Here is a 20,528-nt window from a genome sequence, read left to right on the forward strand (position 1 = left end):
TGTCCAACCAGCGGCGTAGCTTCGCGCGGGTGTCCAACCAGCGGCGTAGCTTCGCGCGGGTGTCCAACCCAGCGGCGTAGCTTCGCGCGGGTAGACCAAGTGACCTAGCGCCGTGCGACCGTCGACCCGCGGATCACCAGGCGCCCGGCCACGTACTCCGTGCCCGACCCGATGTCGACGCCGTCCAGGGCGGCGAAGACCCGCTGCGCGGCCGTGCGCCCGAGCTGCTGCAGGTTGGCGTCGATGCTGGTCAGCTCCGGGCGGGCGTTGGTGGTCAGCACCTCCCAGTTGTCGAACCCCATGACCGCCAGGTCGCCGGGGACGGAGCGGTCCAGGTCGCGCGCCGTGTCCAGCGCGCCGCGGGCGATCTGGTCGGAGCCGCAGAGCACGGCGTCGACGTCCGGGTGCCGGGCGAGCAGCATCGCCGCGGCGTCTCGTCCCCACCGCTCGGACCAGTCGCTGTACATGACGTCCCCGACGAGCTCGAGGCCGGCCGCCTTCAGGCCCGCTGCGACCCCTTCCGCGCGGTCGCGGGCCGCCGCGTATGCGTGCTCGCCGGTGATGTGGGCGATGCGGGTGCGACCGCACGCGACCAGGTGCTCGACGGCGATGCGGCCGGCGGTGACGTTGTCGGGCGTGATGGACAGGTCCGAGGCGTCGTCGGACGGCGCGTACGCGTAGACGACCGGCACGGGGATGTCGTGCCCGAGGGACGGGCGCGGGTCGGTCTGCCGGCCCACGACGATGAGCCCGTCGACGCGCCGGCTCAGCAGTGCTCGCAGGTGGTACTGCTCGCGGATCGTGTCGCCGCGCGCGTCGCAGAGGAACACGTTGACCTGGCCCGCCCCGAACGCGTCCTCGGCGCCCATGAGGATGGGGATGACGAACCGGCCCTCGAGGTCGCTGGTGAGCAGGCCGACGGTGCCGGTCCGGCCGGCGAGCAGGCCGCGGGCGAGCGGGTTGGGGCTGAACGAGAGCCGGTCCGCGGCCTCGATCACGCGCTGCCGGGTGGTGTCCTTGACCTGGTCCCGCCCGTTGAGCGCCTTGGACGCCGTGGCGACGGAGACGCCGGCAAGGCGCGCGACGTCGGTGAGCGTCACAGCGCGAGCGGGCTCGGTGCGTGCCACGGGCGTCCCTCCCTGCGTGCGACTCGGCGTGCGGCGGCTCCGGTGTCGCGGTTCGTGATCGAACTGTAACCGCCCGCACCCGTTGACGCGCTACCCATCCCCGAACTATCTTCAGAAAACCTTTTCGGTGAGTTTCGGAACGCCCGGCGTCTCGTCGAGTTCGCACAGACGCGCACGTCCAGGCTCTGCGCGGCCAACGAGAACGCGTCCGCTCAGCGCTACCGCTACTCGCCAACCGATAAGGGTTTCGCCCCATGACCCCCGGGGTGCCGACGGCGGCACCCGCTCGACGAAGAGCACGAGGAGAGCCCCATGAGGATCACCCGCACCCGGTCGGCAGGCACCCGCCTGGCCGCCGGGGTCGTGACGGCAGGCCTGCTGGTCGGCCTCGCGGCATGCACCAGCGCCAAGGACGACACCAGCACGGGCGGCAGCACGGCTGACGTCACGGCCGGCACCGACGGCACCGACGACGGCACCAAGCTCACCCTGTGGACCCGCGCCCCGCTGGAGAAGCAGGCCAAGCTGCTGGTCGCGGCGTACAACGACTCGCACAAGAACCAGGTCGAGCTGACCGTCGTCCCCAACGACGACTACGTCGCCAAGGTCGGCGCCGCAGCGGGCTCGGACGGGCTGCCCGACCTGTTCGCGGCGGACATCGTCTACGTCCCGAACTGGGTGAAGCAGGGCCTGTTCCAGGACCTCACCGCGCAGATCGACGCGCTGCCGTACAAGGACGCGATCAACAAGGGCCACCTCACCGCCGGCACCCAGGACGGCAAGGAGCACGTGCTGCCGTTCGTCCTCGACCTGTCGATGCTGTTCTGGAACAAGGACCTCTACAAGGAGGCGGGCCTCGACCCCGAGACCCCGCCGGCCAACATGACCGAGTACGTCGCCAATGCCAAGGCGATCCAGGCCCTGAACAAGCCGGACACCTACGGCACGGCGACGGGCCTCAACTGCGGCGGCTGCCTGGTGTTCACCTGGTTCCCGTCGGTCTGGGCCGACGGCGAGCAGGTCATGAACGAGGACGGCACGGAGTCGCTGCTCAACAGCGACACGGCCAAGGAGATCTACTCCGACTGGAAGGACATGTGGGACTCGGGCGCCGTGCTCCCGTCCTCCAAGGACGAGGCGGGCCCCACGTGGACCGCGGGCTTCACCGAGGGCAAGGTCGGCCAGATGTTGTACCCGGCGACGCTGCTCTCCTCCACCACGGGCTTCGACGTCGGCGTGGCCGGGATCCCGGGACCGAAGGGTGGCGGGTCGACGTTCGTCGGCGGCGACGGCATCGGCGTCTCGAAGGACTCGAAGAACGCCGCCCAGGCGTGGAACTTCCTCTCCTGGATGATGTCCGAGGACGCCCAGGTGGGCGTGCTGGCGAAGGACAACGACGTCGTGTCGCGCAGCGACCTGGCGGACAACCAGTACTCCTCCCAGGACCCGCGCCTCATCACGATCAACGAGGTGGCCGGCAAGGGCGACACCCCCGTCGCGCTCAACTTCCAGCAGGCGTTCAACGCGCCGAGCAGCCCGTGGCTGACGCTGGTGCGCAACGCGGTGCTGGGCGACGGCAGCTCGGTCGACGCGGACAACGACGAGATCACTGCGGTCCTCGGTCAGTAGTCCGCTCGACCCGCTCGGTCGGTGGGTGTCGTAGGGCACGACGACACCCACCGGCCGGGCCGGCACGCCCCCGGCTCCACACGAGAGGCCTTCCCCATGACCGTCCAGACGGCCACCCCACCCCGGGCGGCGACCCCGCCCACCCGGCGCCGCAAGAACGGCGCCCGCCTGCGCGGCTGGGCCTACGCATCCCCCACCGCGCTGTTCGTCCTCGTCCTGTTCGTCGTCCCGCTCGGCCTCGTCTTCCGGATGAGCGCCTCGAAGTGGCCGCTGCTGACGGGCGACCAGGGGATCAACTTCCCCGACAACTACACCAACGCCGTGCAGAACCGGTTCTTCGTCGACTCGGTGCTGTTCACCCTGAAGTACACGGTCCTGGCGACCATCCTGCTCATCGCGCTGGGCCTGGGGCTCGCGCTGCTGGTGCAGGAGTCCACGCGCTGGAAGGGGTTCCTGCGCACGTCGTTCCTGGTGCCCAGCGCCCTGGGCCTCGCGTCGGCGTCGCTGCTCTTCTACGTCCTGTACTCGCCCCTGGCCGGCCCGCTGGCGCCGTTCATGGAGCGCATGGGCTGGAGCTTCCTCGGCACGCCCAACGCGGCGCTGGCGTCGACCCTGTTCCTCATCGTGTGGCGGTACGCAGGCTTCTACATGCTGCTCATGCTGGTTGGCCTGCAGGCGATCCCCAGCGACATCTACGAAGCCGCCCGGATGGACGGCGCCAACCGGTGGAACACGTTCAGCCGGATCACGATCCCGCTGCTGAAGCCCACGCTCGCGCTGACCACGATCCTGTGCGTCACGGGCTCGCTGCTGGCGTTCGAGCAGTTCTACATCCTCACCAAGGGTGGCCCCGACAACAGCACCATCACCGTGGTGCAGCTCATCTACTCGGTGGCGTTCCAGGGCCAGAACGACCTCGGCGTGGCCGCGGCGCTCTCCGTCATCGTGCTGGCCGCGCTCGTGGTCATCAACGTCGTCCAGCTGCGCGCCTTCCGCGGCTCGGACGAGAGCTGAGGGGCCGACGATGACCATCGCAGGAGTACGCAACCACCCCGACGCCGAGCTCCCGCTCGAGCCCGTCAAGAGGACCGCACCCCCGACGACCATCGGTGGCCTGGCCCTGCGCACCCCCTTCTGGGTGTTCTCCGGCGCCATCGCCGTGATCTTCCTGTTCCCGCTGGTGTGGACCGCGTTCTCGTCGGTCTCCCCGCACCCGGGCACCGGGCAGGTCGACGGCTGGGGCTTCGGCAACTACGTCACGCTCGCGCACTACCAGGCGGGCATCTGGCAGTACCTCGCCAACTCCGTGTTCGTCTCCGGGCTGTGCGTCGTGCTCACGCTCGCCATCTCGACGCTGGGTGGGTACGCGTTCGCACGATTCCGCTTCCCGGGCCGCAACGCGCTCTTCATGCTCACGCTGGCCATCCTCATGGTCCCGTACGCGACGCTGCTGATCCCCCTGTACGTGCTGCTCAACACGATCGGCCTGCAGAACTCGCTGGTCGGCGTCGCGCTCGTGCTCACCATGTTCCAGCTGCCGTTCTCGACGTTCATGATGCGGATCTCGTTCGAGTCGATCCCCCGTGAGCTGGACGAGGCCGCCATGGTCGACGGCTGCTCGACGTTCTCGGCGCTGTGGCGGGTGCTGCTGCCCGCCGTCAAGCCGGGGCTCATCACGGTCGGCCTGTTCGCCTTCCTCGCGGCGTGGAACGACTTCTTCGCGCCGCTGATCCTCATCAACGACTCGAACAAGCTGACGCTGCCGCTCGCGGTCGCGAACCTGCGGGTCCAGGTGCAGGGGGTCGTCGACTACGGCGCCACCGAGGCCGGCGTGGTCGTCCTCGCCGTCCCCTGCATCGTCCTTTTCCTCCTGCTCCAACGACACTACGTGCGCGGCTTCATGTCGGGTGCGCTCAAGGGATGACGATGAACAACAGCACCTCGACGACTGCCACTCCCGTCGCCCCCACGCGCGGTGCGCTGCGCCCCCTCGGCCTCGACGAGGTGCAGATCACCGGCGGATTCTGGGCCGACCGGCAGGCCGTCAACGGCGCCGCGAGCCTCGCGCACATCGAGCACTGGATGGAGCGCGAGGGCTGGATCGGCAACTTCGACGCGGCCGCGGACGGCACCCTGTCCGGGCACCCGGACAAGCACAGCGGCCGGGAGTTCTCCGACTCGGAGGTCTACAAGCTGCTCGAGGCCATGGCCTGGGAGATCGGCCGTACCGGGGAGGCCGCGCTGGAGGCCCGCTTCCGCGCGCTGGTCGCCCGGATCGCCGCCGCGCAGGAGCCGGACGGCTACCTCAACACGAACTTCGGTCGGCCCGGTCAGCGCCCGCGGTACTCCGACCTCGAGTGGGGCCACGAGCTGTACTGCTACGGCCACCTGTTCCAGGCGGCGGTCGCCCGGGCACGGACGCGTCCCGACGCCGACGACGGCCTGCTCGCGGTGGCCCGGCGCGCCGCCGACCACGTGGTCGCCACGTTCGGCCCGGACGGCATCGCCTCGGTCTGCGGGCACCCGGAGATCGAGCCGGCGCTCGCCGAGCTGGGCCGCCTGACCGGCGAGCAGGCGTACGTCGACCAGGCCGCGCTGTTCGTCGAGCGCCGCGGCACCGGGACCCTGGCCGACATCGACCTGGGCCGCGAGTACTTCCAGGACGACGTGCCGGTCCGGAAGGCGACGGTGCTGCGCGGGCACGCGGTCCGGGCCAACTACCTGGCGGCCGGCGCGGTCGACGTGGCGGTGGAGAACGACGACACCGAGCTGCTCGCCGCCCTGACCTCCCAGTGGGAGACCACGGTCGCGCGCCGCACCTACGTCACGGGCGGGCAGGGGTCGCACCACGAGGGCGAGTCGTTCGGCGACGACTACGAGCTGCCGCCCGACCGCGCCTACTCGGAGACGTGCGCCGGCATCGGCTCGGTGATGTTCTCCTGGCGGCTGCTGCTCGCGCAGGGCCTGCCGCGGTACGCCGACCTGGTCGAGCGCACGCTCTACAACGTCGTCGCCACCTCACCCTCGGCCGAGGGGACCGCGTTCTACTACACGAACACGCTGCACCAGCGCGTGCCGGGCACCGTCCCGCCGACGGACGTCGCGAGCCCCCGCGCCTCGTCGTCGCTGCGTGCGCCGTGGTTCGCCGTGTCCTGCTGCCCGCCCAATGTCGCCCGCACCCTGGCCAGCCTGGCGGCCTACGTCGCGACCACGGACGACGACGGGCTGCAGCTGCACCAGTACGCGCCGGCGCGCATCCGCACGGCGCTGCCCGACGGCCGCCGCATCGAGCTCGACGTGGAGACCGCCTACCCGCGCGACGGCGTCGTCCGGGTGACGGTGGCGACCACCGAGGACCGCCCGTGGACGCTGAGCCTGCGCGTGCCCGCCTGGGCGCAGGGCGCCACCCTGGTGACCCCGGACGGCGAGCAGCCCGCTCCGACCGGGACGGTGGACGTGCACCGGGCCTTCGCTGCGGGCGACGTGGTCGAGCTGCGTCTGCCGGTGGCGGCGCGCGTGTCGAGCGCCGACCCGCGCATCGACGCGGTCCGCGGCTGCGTGGTCGTGGAGCGCGGGCCCGAGGTCCTCTGCGTCGAGTCCGTCGACGCGGGCGGGGACGTCGGCGACCTGCGGCTCGACCTGGACGCCGGGCTGCGTGAGGTCGACGGGCAGGTGCTCGCGACGCTGGTCTCCGGCGGCGTCGTCGGCGACGCCTGGCCGTACGGGTCGGCCAGCGAGCGACCGGTCGAGCGCACCGCCTCCGTGCCCCTGATCCCGTACCACGACTGGGCAAACAGGGGCCCGTCGACGATGCGGGTGTGGATCCCTAAGGGGTGAACGCACCGCCCGGGGGCGGCCGCGCTCTGGTCTTGCCCCCGGCGGCAGGTGCAGAGTGTGCCGGTGACACTCACCAGCAGGGCTGTCGTCGCGAGCGCCTACGGCGGACCGGAAGTTCTCCACCTGATCGATGTCGATCCGGGTGAGCCGGGCCCGGGCAACGTGCTGATCGAGGTGCGGGCGGCCGGGGTCAACCCGACCGACTGGAAGGGCTACGCCGCCCGCGACGGCGCGGATCCCGCCAAGCTGCCGATCCGGCTGGGCTACGAGGTGTCCGGCGTCGTGAGCGCCGTCGGGCCGTCCGTGCGGTGGCTGGCCCCCGGCGACGAGGTGATCGCGTGGCGGGTGAAGGGCGGCTACGCGGACCGCATCGTCGTCTCGGAGCAGGTGACCGTCCGCCGGCCGTCGAACCTCGACTGGCCAGCCGCGTCCGGCCTGCTGCTCACCGGCACCACCGCGGTGCACACCCTCAGCGCGACGGGCACCCACGACGACGACGTCGTGCTGGTGCACGGCGGCTCAGGGGGCGTGGGCCGCATGGTGGTCCAGCTCGCCGTGCTGCGGGGGGCGCGGGTCATCGCGACGGCGTCCACCTGGCACCACGACGACCTGCGCAGCCTCGGCGCCGTCCCGGTGGCCTACGGCGAGGGCCTGCTCGACCGGATCGCCGATGCCGTCCAGTCGACGGGGCCGGTCACCGTCGCCATCGACACCGTGGGCACCGACGAGGCGCTCGACACCTCCGTGGCGCTGGTGGCGGACCGGCAGCGGGTCGCCACGATCGCCGGGTTCCGCCGCGCAGGCGACCTGGGGATCAAGGCGCTCGGGGGCGGGCCGGGCGCGGACCCGGGGACCGCGATCCGCGAGGCGGCCCGCGCGCAGCTGGCCGAGCTGGCGTCGGACGGCTCCCTGGACGTCCGGGTGGCGCAGACCTATCCCCTGTCGGAGGTGGCCCAGGCGCACCGGGACGGTCAGGCGGGGCACTCCGCGGGCAAGCTGGTGCTCATCCCGTAGCCCGTCAGAAGGGCAGCGGCGGGGGCGTCTCCGTGATCTCGCGGCGGTGATGCTCGTCCAGACCGCGCAGCCCCGCGCTGGTCGCCTCGAGGACCTCCAGGGGAACGCGGACCCGCATCCGGACCGCCTGGACCCCGTTCTCGCGGTGGGGCAACGGGGGGTGCTGGAGCGCTCTCACGACCGGGAGCCTCTCGGTGGGTGCCTCCGACGACTGTGTCACGCCGGGGACGGTACCTGCCCGCGGCAACCGGACGCCAGCCCAGATATCGGACATGCCGCTGACCTGCGACCACACGCCGGAGCGGGCTCGTCGGTATCAGGTAGTACCGATATCCGCCGCGAGCGCGCGCAGCTCGTCGAGCACCCGCCGGACCACCAGTCGCTCGGCGCGGTCCCGTCGCAGCAGCGCGTCGATCCGCCTGCCCGCGCGCACGCCCGCCAGCGGCACCAGCCGGACGTGGGCACCGCCACCGAACGTGTAGCGGGGCAGCAGCGACACCCCGTGCCCCGCGGCGACGAGCGCCTCGACCACGTGGAAGTCGTTGACCCGGTGCACGATCTGCGGGTTGCCGGCCACCGCGCCCAGCACGGTCGCCACGGGGAACCCCTCGCGCACCGCGATCCACGGCAGGTCCCGCAGGTCCCCGGGGCGCACGTCCGTCCGGTCGGCCAGCGGGTGGTCGAGCGGGACCGCGACGTCGAGCGGCTCGCGCAGCAGCGGCACCACGCGGACGGCGTCACCACCCGCCCAGCCGACCCCGCCGTCCGGTCGGTGCGCGACGACCACGTCCATCCGGTCGGTGAGCGCGACGAAGTCGTCCTGCGCGACGTCCTCGTCGGTGCACTCGAGCGTGATGCCGCCGATGGCCGCCACGCGCGTGAGCAGCGCCGGCAGCAGCAGCTGCGCGCCGCTCTGGAACGCGGACACCCGCACGACGCCCTGGGGCCGCGCGAGGAACTCGTCGCACGCGGCCCGCGCCCGTTCGAGCGCGACCGCGACGTCCACGGCCGCGGCGGCCAGCGCGTCGCCCGCCGGGGTGAGCCGCAGCCCCCGCCCGACGCGCTCGGTCAGCGGTACGCCGACCTCGCGCTGCAGCTGGGCCACCTGCTGGGAGACGGCCGACGGCGTCAGGTGCCGCACGGCCGCCGCGGCCGTGATGCCGCCCTGCGAGCCCACCGCGCGGAGAGTCTCGAGCGCGCGAGGATCCATGCAGCGACGCTACATCGTCACACCAGATTCTTTCGCTGGTGCTGCACGGACGTCCGGCCGCATGCTCAGACCATGCCCGCCCGCGACCGCCTGCTCGCCGCACTCGTCGCCGTCTGCTGGGGGCTCAACTTCCCCGCGATCCACCTGTCGCTGCAGCAGTTCCCGCCGTTCTTCCTCGTGGCCGTCCGCTTCGCGCTCATCGCGGTCCCGACGCTCCTGCTGGTCCCCCGGCCGACCGCACCGTGGCGCTGGATCGTGCTGTACGGGTTCGGCTTCGGGGTGCTGCAGTTCGTGTTCCTCTACCTCGCGATGTCCTCCGGGATGCCGACGGGTCTCGCGTCGCTGGTCCTGCAGTCGTCGGCGCCGTTCACCGTCGTGCTGGCGGGGGTGTTCCTGCGCGAGCGGATCACGGCCAGGCAGGGTGCGGGGATCCTGCTCGCGGTCGCCGGTCTCGGCGGGATCGCGGCGCACCGGGCCGGTCTGGCGGGCGGCGCGACGCTGGTCCCGGTCCTGCTCACGCTGTGCGGCGGGCTCGGCTGGGCGGTCGGGAACCTGGGCAACCGCCGCGCGGTCCAGGCGCAGCCCGGCGAGCCGTTCCGGCTGATGCTCTGGATGTCCGTCGTGCCGCCGCTGCCCATGCTGGCGCTGTCCCTGGCGGTCGAGGGACCCGCCCGCATCACCGCCTCGTTCCAGGACCTCGGCAGCGCGCAGGGGCTGCTCGCGATCGGCGGGCTGCTGTTCACGGTCGTCGTCGCGACCCTCGTCGGCTCGGGGCTGTGGACCACGCTCATGGGCCGGCACCCGTCGAGCACCGTGGCGCCGTTCTCGATGCTGGTGCCGGTGGTCGGCATCGGCGCCTCGTGGCTGCTGCTGCGGGAGCGCACGTCGGCCGCCGAGCTCGCCTGGGGCGCGCTGGTGGTCGCCGGCGTGCTCCTGGGCAGCACGCGAGGGCGCCTGCGCGGGACTCAGCCGGCGGCGACCAGTGCCRTGGCGATCGCCGCGACGCCCTCGCCGCGTCCGGTGAGCCCGAGCCCGTCGGTGGTGGTCGCCGAGACGCTCACGGGGGCACCCACGGCATCCGAGAGGGCCGCCTCCGCCTCCGCCCGCCGCTGACCGATCTTCGGCCGGTTCCCGATCACCTGGACCGCCACGTTGCCGATGTCGAAGCCGGCGGCACGGACCCGCCGGGCGGCCTCGGCCAGCAGCGTGGCGCCCGCGGCGCCGGCCCACTGCGGCTCCGACGTGCCGAAGTTCGACCCGAGGTCGCCCAGCCCCGCGGCCGCCAGCAGCGCGTCGGCTGCGGCGTGCGCGGCGACGTCGGCGTCGGAGTGCCCGGCCAACGGCCGCTCCCCCGGCCACGCCAGGCCCGCGAGGTGCAGGACGGCGCCCGGCGCGGGCTCCGGGTCGTACGCGTGCACGTCGACGCCGATCCCGGTGCGGGGCAGCGGGCTCACTCGTCGACCTCCGTCGGCAGCGCGGCGACCGCGAGGTCCCGGGCGGTGGTGATCTTGGCGGCCCGCTCGTCGCCGGCCACCACCCAGACGGGCTCGCCCAGCCGCTCGACCAGGCCGGCGTCGTCGGAGGCCGCCAGGGCCTCGTCGTGGGCGTCCACCGCGCCCTGCGCGTGCGCGCGCAGCAGCAGGTCGCGGTCGAACCCCTGGGGCGTCTGGATGGCACGCAGCTCGGTCCGGGGAACCGTCTCGAGCACGGGCTCGACCGCGACTCCCCGGTGCGGGGCGACGCGCTTGATCGTGTCGGTCACGGGAACACCCGGGACCACGGCGGGGTGGCCGTCGCGCACGGCGTCGATCACGCGCGCGACGAGCGACGGGGGCGCGAGCGGTCGGGCCGCGTCGTGCACGAGCACGACGTCGACGTCCGCACCGCGAGGGTCGGCGACCAGGGCCGCGAGACCGGCCGCGACCGAGGCCTGCCGGGTCGCGCCACCGGCGACGACCAGCACCGCGACCGCGTCGCGCTCGTCGGCAAGAGCCGACAGCTCGCCGTGGATCGCGTCGAGGTGGAACGCGGGCGCGGTCACCACCAGCACCCGGACGCGCTCGTCGCCCGCCGCGCGTGCCGCCAGCAGGTTGCCGGCGGCGTGCGCGACGAGCGACTGACCTCCCAGAGGCACGAGGGCCTTCGGGAGGGAATGACCGAGCCTGCTGCCGCTCCCGGCGGCAGTCAGGACTGCAGCGACGCTCACCGGGTCGGTGGCGTCAGGACGCGAGAACCTCGTCGAGGATCGCTTCGGCCTTCTCCTCTTCGGTGTGCTCGGCGAGTGCGAGCTCCGAGACGAGGATCTGGCGGGCCTTGGCGAGCATGCGCTTCTCGCCCGCCGACAGGCCGCGGTCGGCGTCCCGGCGGGAGAGGTCACGGACGACCTCGGCCACTTTGATGACGTCGCCCGATGCGAGCTTCTCGAGGTTCGCCTTGTAGCGACGCGACCAGTTGGTCGGCTCCTCGGTGTACGGCGCGCGGAGAACCTCGAACACCTTGTCGAGACCTTCCTGACCCACGACGTCGCGCACGCCCACCAGGTCGACGTTCTCAGCCGGGACCTCGATGGTGAGGTCTCCCTGAGCGACCTTGAGCTTGAGGTAGAGCTTGTCCTCTCCGCGGATGGTTCTGGTCTTGATCTCTTCGATCAATGCCGCACCGTGGTGCGGGTAGACAACGGTCTCCCCAACAGTGAAAGTCATCTGCAGGTGTCCCCTTTCGCAGAGGGGTATCTTATCACGCCCAAAGTGCCCATTTTCCGCGTGTTTGCGGCCATCGGCGCAGGTCAGCGGCGGGTCAGCGGCGGTCACCGTGCCCTGCCGGCCGACGAGCCGGTCAGGCGTCCGGCACGCAGGGCACAGGCCCTCACGGCGGCTAGGCTTGCCCCCGACGGAGTACCCGCCGACCAGCCCGCAGCGCCCCGACGCCCCGAGGAGTCATCGTGACCTCGCCCCGCCCCCGCACTCTCCGGGCGACCGCCCTCGCCACCGGCGTCGCCGTCCTCGGCCTCGCGCTCGCCGGCTGCTCCACCACCAACCGGATCACCACGGCGGACCCGTACGGCCCGTCCGACGGGATCCGGGTGGAGCTGGGCGACGTGCGCGGCAGCAACCTGCTGGTCGTCTCCGAGGCGAAGGGCGAGCCCGGCAACCTGCTCGGCGGCCTCGTCAACGAGGGCACCGAGCCCCGCACTGTCACCGTCTCCGCGGGCGACGACTCGACCGACGTCGAGCTCGGCCCGAAGGAGACCGTGCTGCTCGGCGGCGGCGACGCTCCCGAGGACGGGCAGGCGAGCGTCGTCTTCGAGTCGGTCGACGTCCCCCCGGGCGCGGTGCTCAAGGTGACGTTCTCGACGCCCGAGGACGGCTCCGTCACGGCCGACCTGCCCGTGCTCGACGGCTCGCTGCCCGAGTACGCGACCTCGGTGCCGACGCCCTCCAGCTGAACGCACGAGAGAGGGGCCGTCCGAAGATCCGGACGGCCCCTCTCTCGTGTCCCGACTCAGCCGAAGCGGCCCGAGATGTAGTCCTCCGTGGCCTGCTCGCGCGGCGAGGAGAAGATCGTCGACGTCTCGTCGATCTCGACCAGCCGGCCCGGCTGACCGGTCGCCGCCAGGTTGAAGAAGGCGGTCCGGTCCGAGACGCGGGCGGCCTGCTGCATGTTGTGCGTGACGATGACGATCGTGTAGTCCGACTTCAGCTCGGCGATGAGGTCCTCGATCGCCAGGGTCGAGATCGGGTCCAGGGCCGAGCACGGCTCGTCCATGAGGAGCACCTGCGGCTTGACCGCGATCGCGCGGGCGATGCAGAGGCGCTGCTGCTGGCCACCCGAGAGGCCGGAGCCCGGGCGGTTCAGCCGGTCCTTGACCTCGTTCCACAGGTTCGCGCTGCGCAGGGACGTCTCCACGACCTCCGCGGCGTCGGACTTGGAGATGCGCTTGTTGTTCAGCTTGATGCCGGCCAGCACGTTCTCCGCGATCGACATCGTGGGGAACGGGTTGGGGCGCTGGAAGACCATGCCGACCTGCCGACGGACCGCGACCGGGTCGACGTCGGAGCCATACATGTCGATGCCGTCCATCGCGACCGAGCCCTGGACGTACGCCCCCGGGATCACCTCGTGCATCCGGTTGAGGGTGCGCAGGAAGGTCGACTTGCCGCAGCCCGACGGACCGATGAACGCGGTCACGGACCGGGGCTCGACCGACATCCCGATGTCGGCGACCGCCTTGAAGTCGCCGTAGAAGATGTTGAGGTCCTTGACGTCAATGCGCTGTGCCATGGTGGATCTCCTTGTGGGGGCTCAGGCCCGGGTCTTGGGCGCGAACCAGCGGCTCACGCCGCGCGCCACGAGGTTGAGCAGCATGACGACCAGGATGAGCACGAGGGCTGCGCTCCATGCCCGGTCATAGTTGATCGTCGAGATGCAAGCGTCGTCGCCGGGGGCGCAGGGCACAAGACCCGCCGCGTACTGGCGGTACACGTACACCGGCAGCGTCATCATGTTGCCTTCGAACACGTTGTTGTTGATCGAGTCGGTCGCACCCACGGTGATGAGCAGCGGGGCCGTCTCGCCGATGACGCGGGCGATGGCGATCATGACGCCCGTCGTGATGCCCGCGACGGCGGTGCGCAGCACGATCCGGATGATCGTGAGCCACTTCGGCACGCCCAGCGCGAACGACGCCTCGCGCAGCTCGTTGGGCACCAGCCGCAGCATCTCCTCGGTGGAGCGGATGACCACGGGGATCATGAGCACCGAGAGGGCGACCGCGCCCACCACCCCGCTCGTCGCGCCCGGACCGACGACGAGGTAGAACAGCGCGAAGGCGAACAGACCGGCGACGATCGACGGGATGCCGGTCATGACGTCGACGAGGAACGTGACGGACCGCGCCAGGTGGCCGGATCCGTACTCGACGAGGTAGACCGCGGTCAGGATGCCGATCGGCACCGAGATCAGCGTCGCCAGGCCGGTGATGAGGATCGTGCCGAGCAGCGCGTGGTAGACGCCGCCGGCGTCCATGCCGCCGTACACGTTGCGCATCGAGTGCGTCAGGAAGTAGAGGTCGAACCGCCCGATGCCGTTGGCGATGACGCTCCACACGAGCGAGACCAGCGGGATCATCGCGAGGACGAAGGCGCCCCAGATGAGCACCCGCATGATGCGGTCCGTGCGGCGGCGCCGGGGGTCGACCTGCCCGAGCAGGCGCTTCAGCTCGGCGGTGTCCGGGGAGAGGGTGTCGGTGATGGCCATCGTCAGTTCGCCCCCGAGAATTCCTTGCGCCGCGCGATGATGGCGCGGGCAGCCAGATTGACGAGCAGCGTGATGACGAACAACGCCAGACCGGTCGCGATGAGCGTCGAGCGGCCGATGTCGTTCGCGTCGTTGAACCGGGCCGCGATGTTCGCGGCGATCGTCTGCTGCTGGCTCGCGACGAGCAGCTTGAACGAGTAGAGCAGTCCGGGCGACAGGATCATGAGGACGGCCATGGTCTCGCCGAGCGCGCGCCCGAGGCCGAGCATCGCGGCGGACGTGACACCCGAGCGGCCGAACGGCAGGACGGCCATCCGGATGAGCTCCCAGCGCGTGGCACCGAGGGCCAGGGCGGCCTCCTCGTGCAGGCGCGGCGTCTGCAGGAACACCTCGCGACTCACCGCGGTGATGATCGGCAGGATCATCACGGCGAGCACGATCGCCGTCGTCATGAGGACGCGCGGCGGGTTCGAGGCGTTGCCGTTGTCGTCGCCGGCGAACAGCGGGATCCAGCCGAAGTAGTCCACGAGGAACTGCCACACCGGCTGGACCTTGGGGGCGAGCACCTGCACGCCCCACAGGCCGAACACGACGGACGGGATCGCGGCGAGCAGGTCGACGACGTAGCCGAGGACCGAGGCCATCCGACGCGGCGCGTAGTGCGAGATGAACAGCGCGATGCCGACGGCGACCGGGACCGCGATGACCAGCGAGACGATGGCGGCCAGGATCGTGCCGAAGACCAGCGGCCCGACAACGGTCCAGAGGTTGCCGCCCTCGGGGATCCACGGGACCACCGAGGCGAGGTCGCCGTGGGTGAGCGCCGGCATGGCCTCGATGAGCAGGAAGATGGCGACAGCTGCGAGGACGGCGAGGATGACGATGCCGGACCACACCGCCAGGTACCGGAACCCGCGGTCGAGGCCGCGGTCGGTCGCCTTGGTGCGGCGTTTCCGTGGGGGAGCTGCCGGCGCGGGCGCCGGGGTCATCGCTGTCGTAGGCGAGGCCAACGGATCTCTCCTGTCGAGGGAGTCGAAGTGCGTCGTGGGGGGGGGGGTCCGTGCGGAGCGCGTCCGAGATCGGCGCGGAGCCCGCTGCCGTCGCGGCGCTGGACTGGCCGTCCGCGCTGGTGGCGTAGGTCGCGTAGCCCTTGATCAGGTCGACCTTGTCCTGGGTGTCGTAGGTGTTGCACACGACCAGGTACGACACGAGGATCGCCGGGTAGGCGCCGGACTCGGTCGTGGTGCGGTCGACCTTGATGACGATGTCACCGTCGGCGCGCGTGTCGTCCCGCGGGGAGACGTCCACGGTCTTGGCCGCGGCGTCCGCCGTCGGGGCGACGAACTCCGTGCCCACCCCGAGCGAGACCTTGCCGAGGTCACCGACGGCCGACGCATCCGCGTAGCCGATGGTGCCGGGCGCGGACTGGATCGTCTGGACGACACCGGACGTGCCGTTGGCACCCTGGCCGACGGCCACGGGCCACGTGTTCGTGACCTCGTAGGTCCACACGTCGGGCGCCGTCTTGGACAGGTAGTCCTGGAAGTTCTTCGAGGTGCCCGAGTCGTCGGAGCGGTGCACGACCGTGATCGGGCCGGAGAGCTTCGCGTCCGGGTTGAGCGCCGTGATGGCCGCGTCGTCCCACGAGGTGATCGCGCCGGCGAAGATCTTCGCCACCACGTCCGCGCTCAGGTTGAGCTCGTCGACGCCGTCGATGTTGAACGCCACGGCGATCGGGCTGACGTAGACCGGCAGGTCGATGCCCGCGCCGCCGTAGCAGCGGTCCGTGGCGGAGGCGAGCTCCTCCTCGTTCAGCGCGCTGTCCGAGCCGGCGTAGTCGAGCGAGGCGTCGAGGAAGCCCTTGCGGCCCGCGCCCGAGTCGGTGGTCGTGTAGTTGACGGTGACGTCGGGGTTCGCCGTCTGGAAACCGGCGACCCAAGCCTGCTGGGCCTTCTCCTGCGCGCTGGAGCCGCCGCCGTTCAGCGCGCCGCTCAGCGTCGATTCCGGAGCGGCAGAGCCGCTGGCAGCAGGCGCGTCGCCGGTGGCGTTGTCCGATCCGCAAGCCGCCAGCGTGAGCGCGAGGGTGCCGACGAGGGCAACCGCGCCGACGCGGCCGAGGAGGGGAAGCTTCACTGTGGTCCGTCCTGTCGATCGTGTGCGCACCAATGTGTGCGCGGCGATGCTGACCGTAGGAACCGCACGTGACCGGCCGCCCGGGATCGGGTGAACCCCAGGTGAACGGTGGCCGACGAGTCGGACGCGTGTCCGACCCCCGACAGCACGACGCCCCGCACACCTGGAGGTGTACGGGGCGCCCGAGGGGATGCGGCTACGCGTCGTCGTCCGTGAGCTTGTAGCCCAGACCGCGCACCGTGAGCAGCAGCGTCGGGTTGCCCGGGTCGATCTCGATCTTGGCGCGGACCCGCTTGACGTGGACGTCGAGGGTCTTGGTGTCGCCCACGTAGTCGGAGCCCCAGATGCGGTCGATCAGCTGCCCACGCGTGAGCACGCGGCCCGCGTTGCGCAGCAGCAGCTCGAGCAGCTCGAACTCCTTGAGCGGGAACGCGACCAGCTCGTCGCGCACCCGGACGGTGTGCCGCTCGACGTCCATCCGGACCGGGCCGGCCGCGAGCAGCTCGTCGTCCTCGCCGTCGTCGAGCGGCGCGGACCCCCCGGAGGCGACCACGACCGACGCCCGCCGACGCAGCACGGCGCGGACGCGGGCCAGCAGCTCGCGCGACGAGTACGGCTTGGTGACGTAGTCGTCGGCGCCCAGCTCGAGGCCGACCACCTTGTCGATCTCGTCGTCCTTGGCCGTGAGCATGATGACCGGGACGTCGCTGACCAGCCGCAGCCGGCGGCAGACCTCCGTGCCGGGCAGGCCGGGGAGCATGAGGTCGAGGAGGACCAGGTCCGCCCCGAACTCGTCGAACTTCTCCAGCGCCTCCGGTCCCGTGGCCGCCGTGACGACATCGAAGCCCTCGCGCTCCAGCTGGTACGTCAGCGGGTCCCGATAGGACTCCTCGTCCTCGACGAGCAGGATCCGGGTCATGACGCGCTCCGGCGCACGTGCGCTCCTTCGTTCTCCGCGGTGTCGGCGGGCGACAGGGTCCTGACGCCGCCCAGCTGGGGTTCTTCCGCGCGCGGCAGGCGCAGCGTGAACGTGGACCCCCGGCCGGGCTGCGACCAGACGGTCACGTCCCCGCCGTGGTCCGCCGCGACGTGCTTGACGATGGACAGGCCGAGGCCGGTGCCGCCGGTGTCGCGCGAGCGGGCCGGGTCCACGCGGTAGAACCGCTCGAACACCCGCTCCTGCTCGGCGGCGGAGATGCCGATCCCCTCGTCGACCACCGCGATCTCGATCAGGTCGCCGTCGAGGCGCACCCCCACGCCGACGTGCGACGCCTCGCCCGAGTACGCCACCGCGTTGTCCAGCAGGTTGCGGACCGCGGTCACCAGCAGCTCGTGCTGGCCGAACACGCGGGTGCCGTGCACCCCGCCGATGTCGAGCCGGACCTTCTTGGCCTCGGCCGTGGTGCGGGCGCGGTCGACCGCCTCCGTCAGCACCAGGTCCACGTCGACCAGGCCCAGCTGACCGAGCGCGCCCGCGACCTGCAGCCGGGACAGCTCGATGATCTCGTGCACCAGCGCCGACAACCGCGTCGCCTCGGTCTGCATCCGGCCGGCGAACCGGCGCACGGCCTCGGGGTCGTCGGCCGCGTCCTGGACGGTCTCGGCCAGCAGCGCGAGCGCGCCGACCGGGGTCTTGAGCTCGTGCGAGACGTTGACGACGAAGTCGCGCCGGATCGCCTCCAGGCGGCGCGCCTGCGTGAGGTCCTCCGCCAGCACCACCAGGTGCTCCGCGCTGACCTGCGCGACGCGCACCTGGACCAGCAGCACTCCCGGGCCCACCGGGCCGCGCGGGACCTCGAGCACCTCGTCGCGGATCACACCGTCGCGCCGGACGTTGGCAATGAGGTCCCGGATCGCCGCCGGGGCGATGCGCCCGTCGCGCACGATGCCCAGGGCGTGGGCCGGTGCGCTGGCCCGCACCACGTGGTCGGCGTCGTCGAGCACCACCGCCGCCGAGCGCAGCACCGCGAGCGTGCGGACCAGCCCCTCGTCGAGCTCCGGCGCGACCATCGGAGGAAGGGTGCGCTGCTCCCGCTCGCTGAAGCGGAACGCGAGCGTCGCCCACACGCCGACGGCTAGGCCGAGCCCGCCGGCGATGAGCAGCATGAGCCCGCTGTTCCCGTCCACGGCACTCACCCTAAGACGCGCCGATGGGTGCGACACGCCGATGCGGTCGTCGCTGACCGCACCGACGGCGAGGGTTCACCGGCCGTTCATCCACGCAGGGCGCTCGACGCGCCGACCGCTCAGTCGAAGGTCTCGAGCAGCAGCGACTTCTCCGCGTCGGTGAGGTTGGTCTCCACCAGCGTGCTGTGCAGGCCGTGCATCCGCTCCCCCAGCCGGTCCATGTCCGCGTTCTCCGTGACGGCGCACAGCAGCGACGTGCCCACGGTGATCTGCGCGCGGATGTGCTCCAGCTGGTCCTCGGTGATGCCGACCGCGGAGACCGCCTTGGTGATCGCCCCGGCGGCGGCCCCGACCGCGACACCCAGCAACGGCACGAAGAACAGCCCGCCGAACAGCAGGCCCCAGAACGCACCCCAGCCCGTCCCGCGCCACTTGTCCTCGTTGGAGTGGTGCATCTCCGGCCGCGCGCCACCCTCGGGCCAGCTGATGACCGCGTGGTCCACGATCTTCACCAGACCGTCGCTCTGCGCACCCTTGAGCGCGGTGACCGCCTTCGCCGCGCCATCAGCCGTGTCGAACTTCCATGCCGTGAAAGTCGTCATCGTCGTCCCTCTCGATCTGTTGTCAGTTGCCTTACCGAGCAGCTCGTTCGACCTCGTCGCCGTGCACCGTCAGCGCCCACAGGATCACCGCGTCCAGCGCGATCACCACCAGCGACCACCACGGCGTGATGGGCAGCGACACGAACTGCGCCACCAGGTTGATGATCACCAGGACCACGGCCACCAGGCGGGCCCACCAGCTGCCCGCGAACAGCGCGAAGCCGGCGAGCACCAGCAGCGCGCCGAGCACCAGGTGCACCCAGCCCCACGTGGACACGTCGACGACGGCGATCCCGTCCCGCGTCCAGGACAGGACGGTCTTCGGCGAGAAGATCGCCACCAGACCCGAGACCACGTTGAGCAGCCCGGCCACGAGGATCGCGAACGCCGCGAACCACACCCAGCCGACCCAGGCGGTCACTCTCCGCGCCATCGTCATCCCCTCGGTCTGCGTACCCGTCCAGAGCATCTTGCCCCCCTGACCAGCAGCAGGACAGAGACGATCCTCGTCGAGGATCATCGGCCCCGCCTCTTCGCAGGTTACGGGCTCGGACGCCCGCCGAGCGGACTATCCGCCCGTAGGCTGGTGGGAGGGGGTACGCAACGGCCGTCGTCCGTTCACCTGGCCGCGCCCCAGCGTTCACCTGAAAATGTCAGCCTGACCTGCGCGCGGCACCCGCCGCCTGCACGAGAGGGAGCACATGCGGGACATCTTCGACGCCGAGCTGCACCAGCTGGGCGAAGACCTGGCGGCGATGAGCGGCCGCGTCGAGCACGCCATCACCAACGCCGGCATCGCCCTGCTGACGGCCGACCTCGCGCTCGCGGAGTCCGTGATCGCCGACGRCCTGGCCATCGACGCCATYGAGCGCGACCTCGACGAGCGCTGCGTCCTGCTCCTCGCGCAGCAGCAGCCCGTGGCCACGGACCTCCGGATCATCGTGTCGGCCCTGCGCATGAGCGCCACCCTGGAGCGCATGGGCGACCTCGCCCGGCACGTCGCCCAGGTGGCGCGCGGCCGCTACCCGCGGCACGCGGTGCCGCACGCCCTGTCCGGCACCTTCGCCGAGATGCACGACGCCGCGGTCCGCGTGGCCCGACGCACCACGACCCTGCTGAACAACCGCGAGGTCCTGCTCGCGGAGAGCATCGAGCAGGACGACGACCTCCTCGACGAGCTGCACGAGGACACCTTCGCGGCGCTGCTCGGCGGCGCCTGGGCCGGCACGACGCAGGAGACCATCGACGTCACCCTGCTGGGCCGGTATTACGAGCGGTTCGGCGACCACGGCGTGTCCGTCGCGCGCCGCGTGGCCTACCTGGTGACCGGCGACGCCCGCACCGAGCTGGACCGCACCGCCGGCTGACGGAACGACGCCCGCCCGGCGCGGCGTCGATCGCACGACCAGAACGAGGGTTCGGCGCGAGAACGAGGATCTGATGCCTCGTCCTCGCACCGAACCCTCGTTCTCGTGCACCGACCTCGCGCCTCGCGCCTTTTCGCGCCGGGCGCCTCGCCTCGCGCCTCGCGCCTCGCGCCGGGATCGTCACCTCGCCGCGAGAACATCACCTCGACGTGCCGTTCTCGCGGGG

At 71.7% G+C, this 20,528-nt stretch carries 20 protein-coding genes and 2 pseudogenes; 8 read left to right on the top strand and 14 right to left on the bottom strand.

From position 1 onward, the window contains the following. Positions 1-104: 104 nt before the first annotated feature. A complete protein-coding gene (locus AC1DYZ_RS17750; RefSeq protein ID WP_477066446.1) occupies positions 105-1,127 on the bottom strand; it encodes a LacI family DNA-binding transcriptional regulator in 1,023 nt (340 codons plus the stop codon). Positions 1,128-1,439: 312 nt separating this feature from the next. Between AC1DYZ_RS17750 and AC1DYZ_RS17755 the strand changes: the two genes are divergently transcribed. From AC1DYZ_RS17755 to AC1DYZ_RS17775, 5 genes are all read left to right on the top strand, one after another. Further along, positions 1,440-2,756: an ABC transporter substrate-binding protein gene (locus AC1DYZ_RS17755; RefSeq protein WP_477066447.1), complete on the top strand. Its 1,317-nt coding sequence runs from the start codon at positions 1,440-1,442 to the stop codon at positions 2,754-2,756. A 96-nt stretch (positions 2,757-2,852) separates the two neighbouring features. Beyond that, positions 2,853-3,770 carry a carbohydrate ABC transporter permease gene (locus AC1DYZ_RS17760; protein WP_477066448.1) on the top strand — a complete coding sequence of 306 codons (918 nt, stop codon included), beginning with the start codon at positions 2,853-2,855 and terminating at the stop codon, positions 3,768-3,770. Between the two features lie 10 nt (positions 3,771-3,780). Continuing rightward, positions 3,781-4,680, top strand: a complete 900-nt coding sequence (locus AC1DYZ_RS17765) for a carbohydrate ABC transporter permease (protein WP_477066449.1) — start codon at positions 3,781-3,783, stop codon at positions 4,678-4,680. After that, the gene (locus tag AC1DYZ_RS17770) at positions 4,677-6,593 is read left to right on the top strand and encodes a glycoside hydrolase family 127 protein (protein WP_477066450.1); all 1,917 of its coding nucleotides are present in this window, start codon (positions 4,677-4,679) and stop codon (positions 6,591-6,593) included. Before AC1DYZ_RS17765 ends, AC1DYZ_RS17770 begins: the two co-directional genes overlap by 4 nt. Positions 6,594-6,656: 63 nt before the next feature. Then, positions 6,657-7,607, top strand: coding sequence for an NADP-dependent oxidoreductase (locus AC1DYZ_RS17775; protein WP_477066451.1), 951 nt, complete (start codon positions 6,657-6,659; stop codon positions 7,605-7,607). Between the two features lie 4 nt (positions 7,608-7,611). Here AC1DYZ_RS17775 and AC1DYZ_RS17780 read toward each other — a convergent pair whose 3' ends face one another. After that, positions 7,612-7,785 (bottom strand): hypothetical protein, encoded by a 174-nt coding sequence (locus AC1DYZ_RS17780; RefSeq protein WP_477066452.1) that lies wholly within the window; start codon positions 7,783-7,785, stop codon positions 7,612-7,614. A 138-nt stretch (positions 7,786-7,923) separates the two neighbouring features. Further along, positions 7,924-8,817 carry a LysR family transcriptional regulator gene (locus AC1DYZ_RS17785; RefSeq protein WP_477066453.1) on the bottom strand — a complete coding sequence of 298 codons (894 nt, stop codon included), beginning with the start codon at positions 8,815-8,817 and terminating at the stop codon, positions 7,924-7,926. Positions 8,818-8,889: 72 nt separating this feature from the next. Between AC1DYZ_RS17785 and AC1DYZ_RS17790 the strand changes: the two genes are divergently transcribed. Then, a complete protein-coding gene (locus tag AC1DYZ_RS17790) occupies positions 8,890-9,930 on the top strand; it encodes an EamA family transporter (RefSeq protein WP_477066454.1) in 1,041 nt (346 codons plus the stop codon). Here the strand turns inward: AC1DYZ_RS17790 and AC1DYZ_RS17795 are convergent. The 3 genes and pseudogenes from AC1DYZ_RS17795 to AC1DYZ_RS17805 form a co-directional block, all read right to left on the bottom strand. Next, positions 9,855-10,271: pseudogene (locus AC1DYZ_RS17795) on the bottom strand (2-C-methyl-D-erythritol 2,4-cyclodiphosphate synthase); the annotation flags it as partial. The gene AC1DYZ_RS17790 and the pseudogene AC1DYZ_RS17795 overlap by 76 nt on opposite strands. Then, on the bottom strand, positions 10,268-11,023 hold the full coding sequence (gene ispD / locus AC1DYZ_RS17800) for a 2-C-methyl-D-erythritol 4-phosphate cytidylyltransferase (RefSeq protein WP_477066455.1): 756 nt from the start codon (positions 11,021-11,023) through the stop codon (positions 10,268-10,270). The gene ispD and the pseudogene AC1DYZ_RS17795, both read right to left, overlap by 4 nt. A 13-nt stretch (positions 11,024-11,036) precedes the next feature. Continuing rightward, positions 11,037-11,519, bottom strand: coding sequence for a CarD family transcriptional regulator (locus AC1DYZ_RS17805; protein WP_055916922.1), 483 nt, complete (start codon positions 11,517-11,519; stop codon positions 11,037-11,039). Positions 11,520-11,758: 239 nt separating this feature from the next. Between AC1DYZ_RS17805 and AC1DYZ_RS17810 the strand changes: the two genes are divergently transcribed. Beyond that, positions 11,759-12,262 carry a hypothetical protein gene (locus AC1DYZ_RS17810; RefSeq protein WP_477066456.1) on the top strand — a complete coding sequence of 168 codons (504 nt, stop codon included), beginning with the start codon at positions 11,759-11,761 and terminating at the stop codon, positions 12,260-12,262. A gap of 56 nt (positions 12,263-12,318) precedes the next feature. Here the strand turns inward: AC1DYZ_RS17810 and pstB are convergent, their stop codons facing one another. From pstB to AC1DYZ_RS17850, 8 genes and pseudogenes are all read right to left on the bottom strand, one after another. After that, positions 12,319-13,098, bottom strand: coding sequence for a phosphate ABC transporter ATP-binding protein PstB (gene pstB / locus AC1DYZ_RS17815; RefSeq protein WP_456825410.1), 780 nt, complete (start codon positions 13,096-13,098; stop codon positions 12,319-12,321). Between the two features lie 21 nt (positions 13,099-13,119). After that, entirely contained in the window at positions 13,120-14,073 is a 954-nt protein-coding gene (pstA, locus tag AC1DYZ_RS17820; protein WP_456825411.1) for a phosphate ABC transporter permease PstA, read from the bottom strand. Between the two features lie 2 nt (positions 14,074-14,075). Further along, complete coding sequence (pstC, locus tag AC1DYZ_RS17825; RefSeq protein ID WP_477066457.1) at positions 14,076-15,062, bottom strand: phosphate ABC transporter permease subunit PstC; 987 nt, start codon at positions 15,060-15,062, stop codon at positions 14,076-14,078. A gap of 184 nt (positions 15,063-15,246) precedes the next feature. Next, positions 15,247-16,236 (bottom strand): annotated as a pseudogene (locus AC1DYZ_RS17830) (phosphate ABC transporter substrate-binding protein PstS); the annotation flags it as partial. 166 nt (positions 16,237-16,402) lie between these two features. Further along, on the bottom strand, positions 16,403-17,125 hold the full coding sequence (locus AC1DYZ_RS17835) for a response regulator (protein WP_477066458.1): 723 nt from the start codon (positions 17,123-17,125) through the stop codon (positions 16,403-16,405). Next, positions 17,122-18,333: a sensor histidine kinase gene (locus tag AC1DYZ_RS17840; RefSeq protein WP_477066459.1), complete on the bottom strand. Its 1,212-nt coding sequence runs from the start codon at positions 18,331-18,333 to the stop codon at positions 17,122-17,124. The genes AC1DYZ_RS17835 and AC1DYZ_RS17840 overlap by 4 nt, the downstream gene beginning before the upstream one ends. A 119-nt stretch (positions 18,334-18,452) precedes the next feature. Then, on the bottom strand, positions 18,453-18,935 hold the full coding sequence (locus AC1DYZ_RS17845) for a DUF1269 domain-containing protein (RefSeq protein WP_456825414.1): 483 nt from the start codon (positions 18,933-18,935) through the stop codon (positions 18,453-18,455). A 31-nt stretch (positions 18,936-18,966) separates the two neighbouring features. Then, positions 18,967-19,356, bottom strand: coding sequence for a DUF7144 family membrane protein (locus tag AC1DYZ_RS17850; protein ID WP_477066460.1), 390 nt, complete (start codon positions 19,354-19,356; stop codon positions 18,967-18,969). 280 nt (positions 19,357-19,636) lie between these two features. On the opposite strand from AC1DYZ_RS17850, the gene phoU reads away from it, so the two are divergent. Next, positions 19,637-20,302 carry a phosphate signaling complex protein PhoU gene (phoU, locus tag AC1DYZ_RS17855; protein WP_477066461.1) on the top strand — a complete coding sequence of 222 codons (666 nt, stop codon included), beginning with the start codon at positions 19,637-19,639 and terminating at the stop codon, positions 20,300-20,302. The last annotated feature ends 226 nt before the right edge of the window (positions 20,303-20,528 follow it).

This window comes from Cellulomonas sp. P1_C4 (assembly GCF_056406355.1).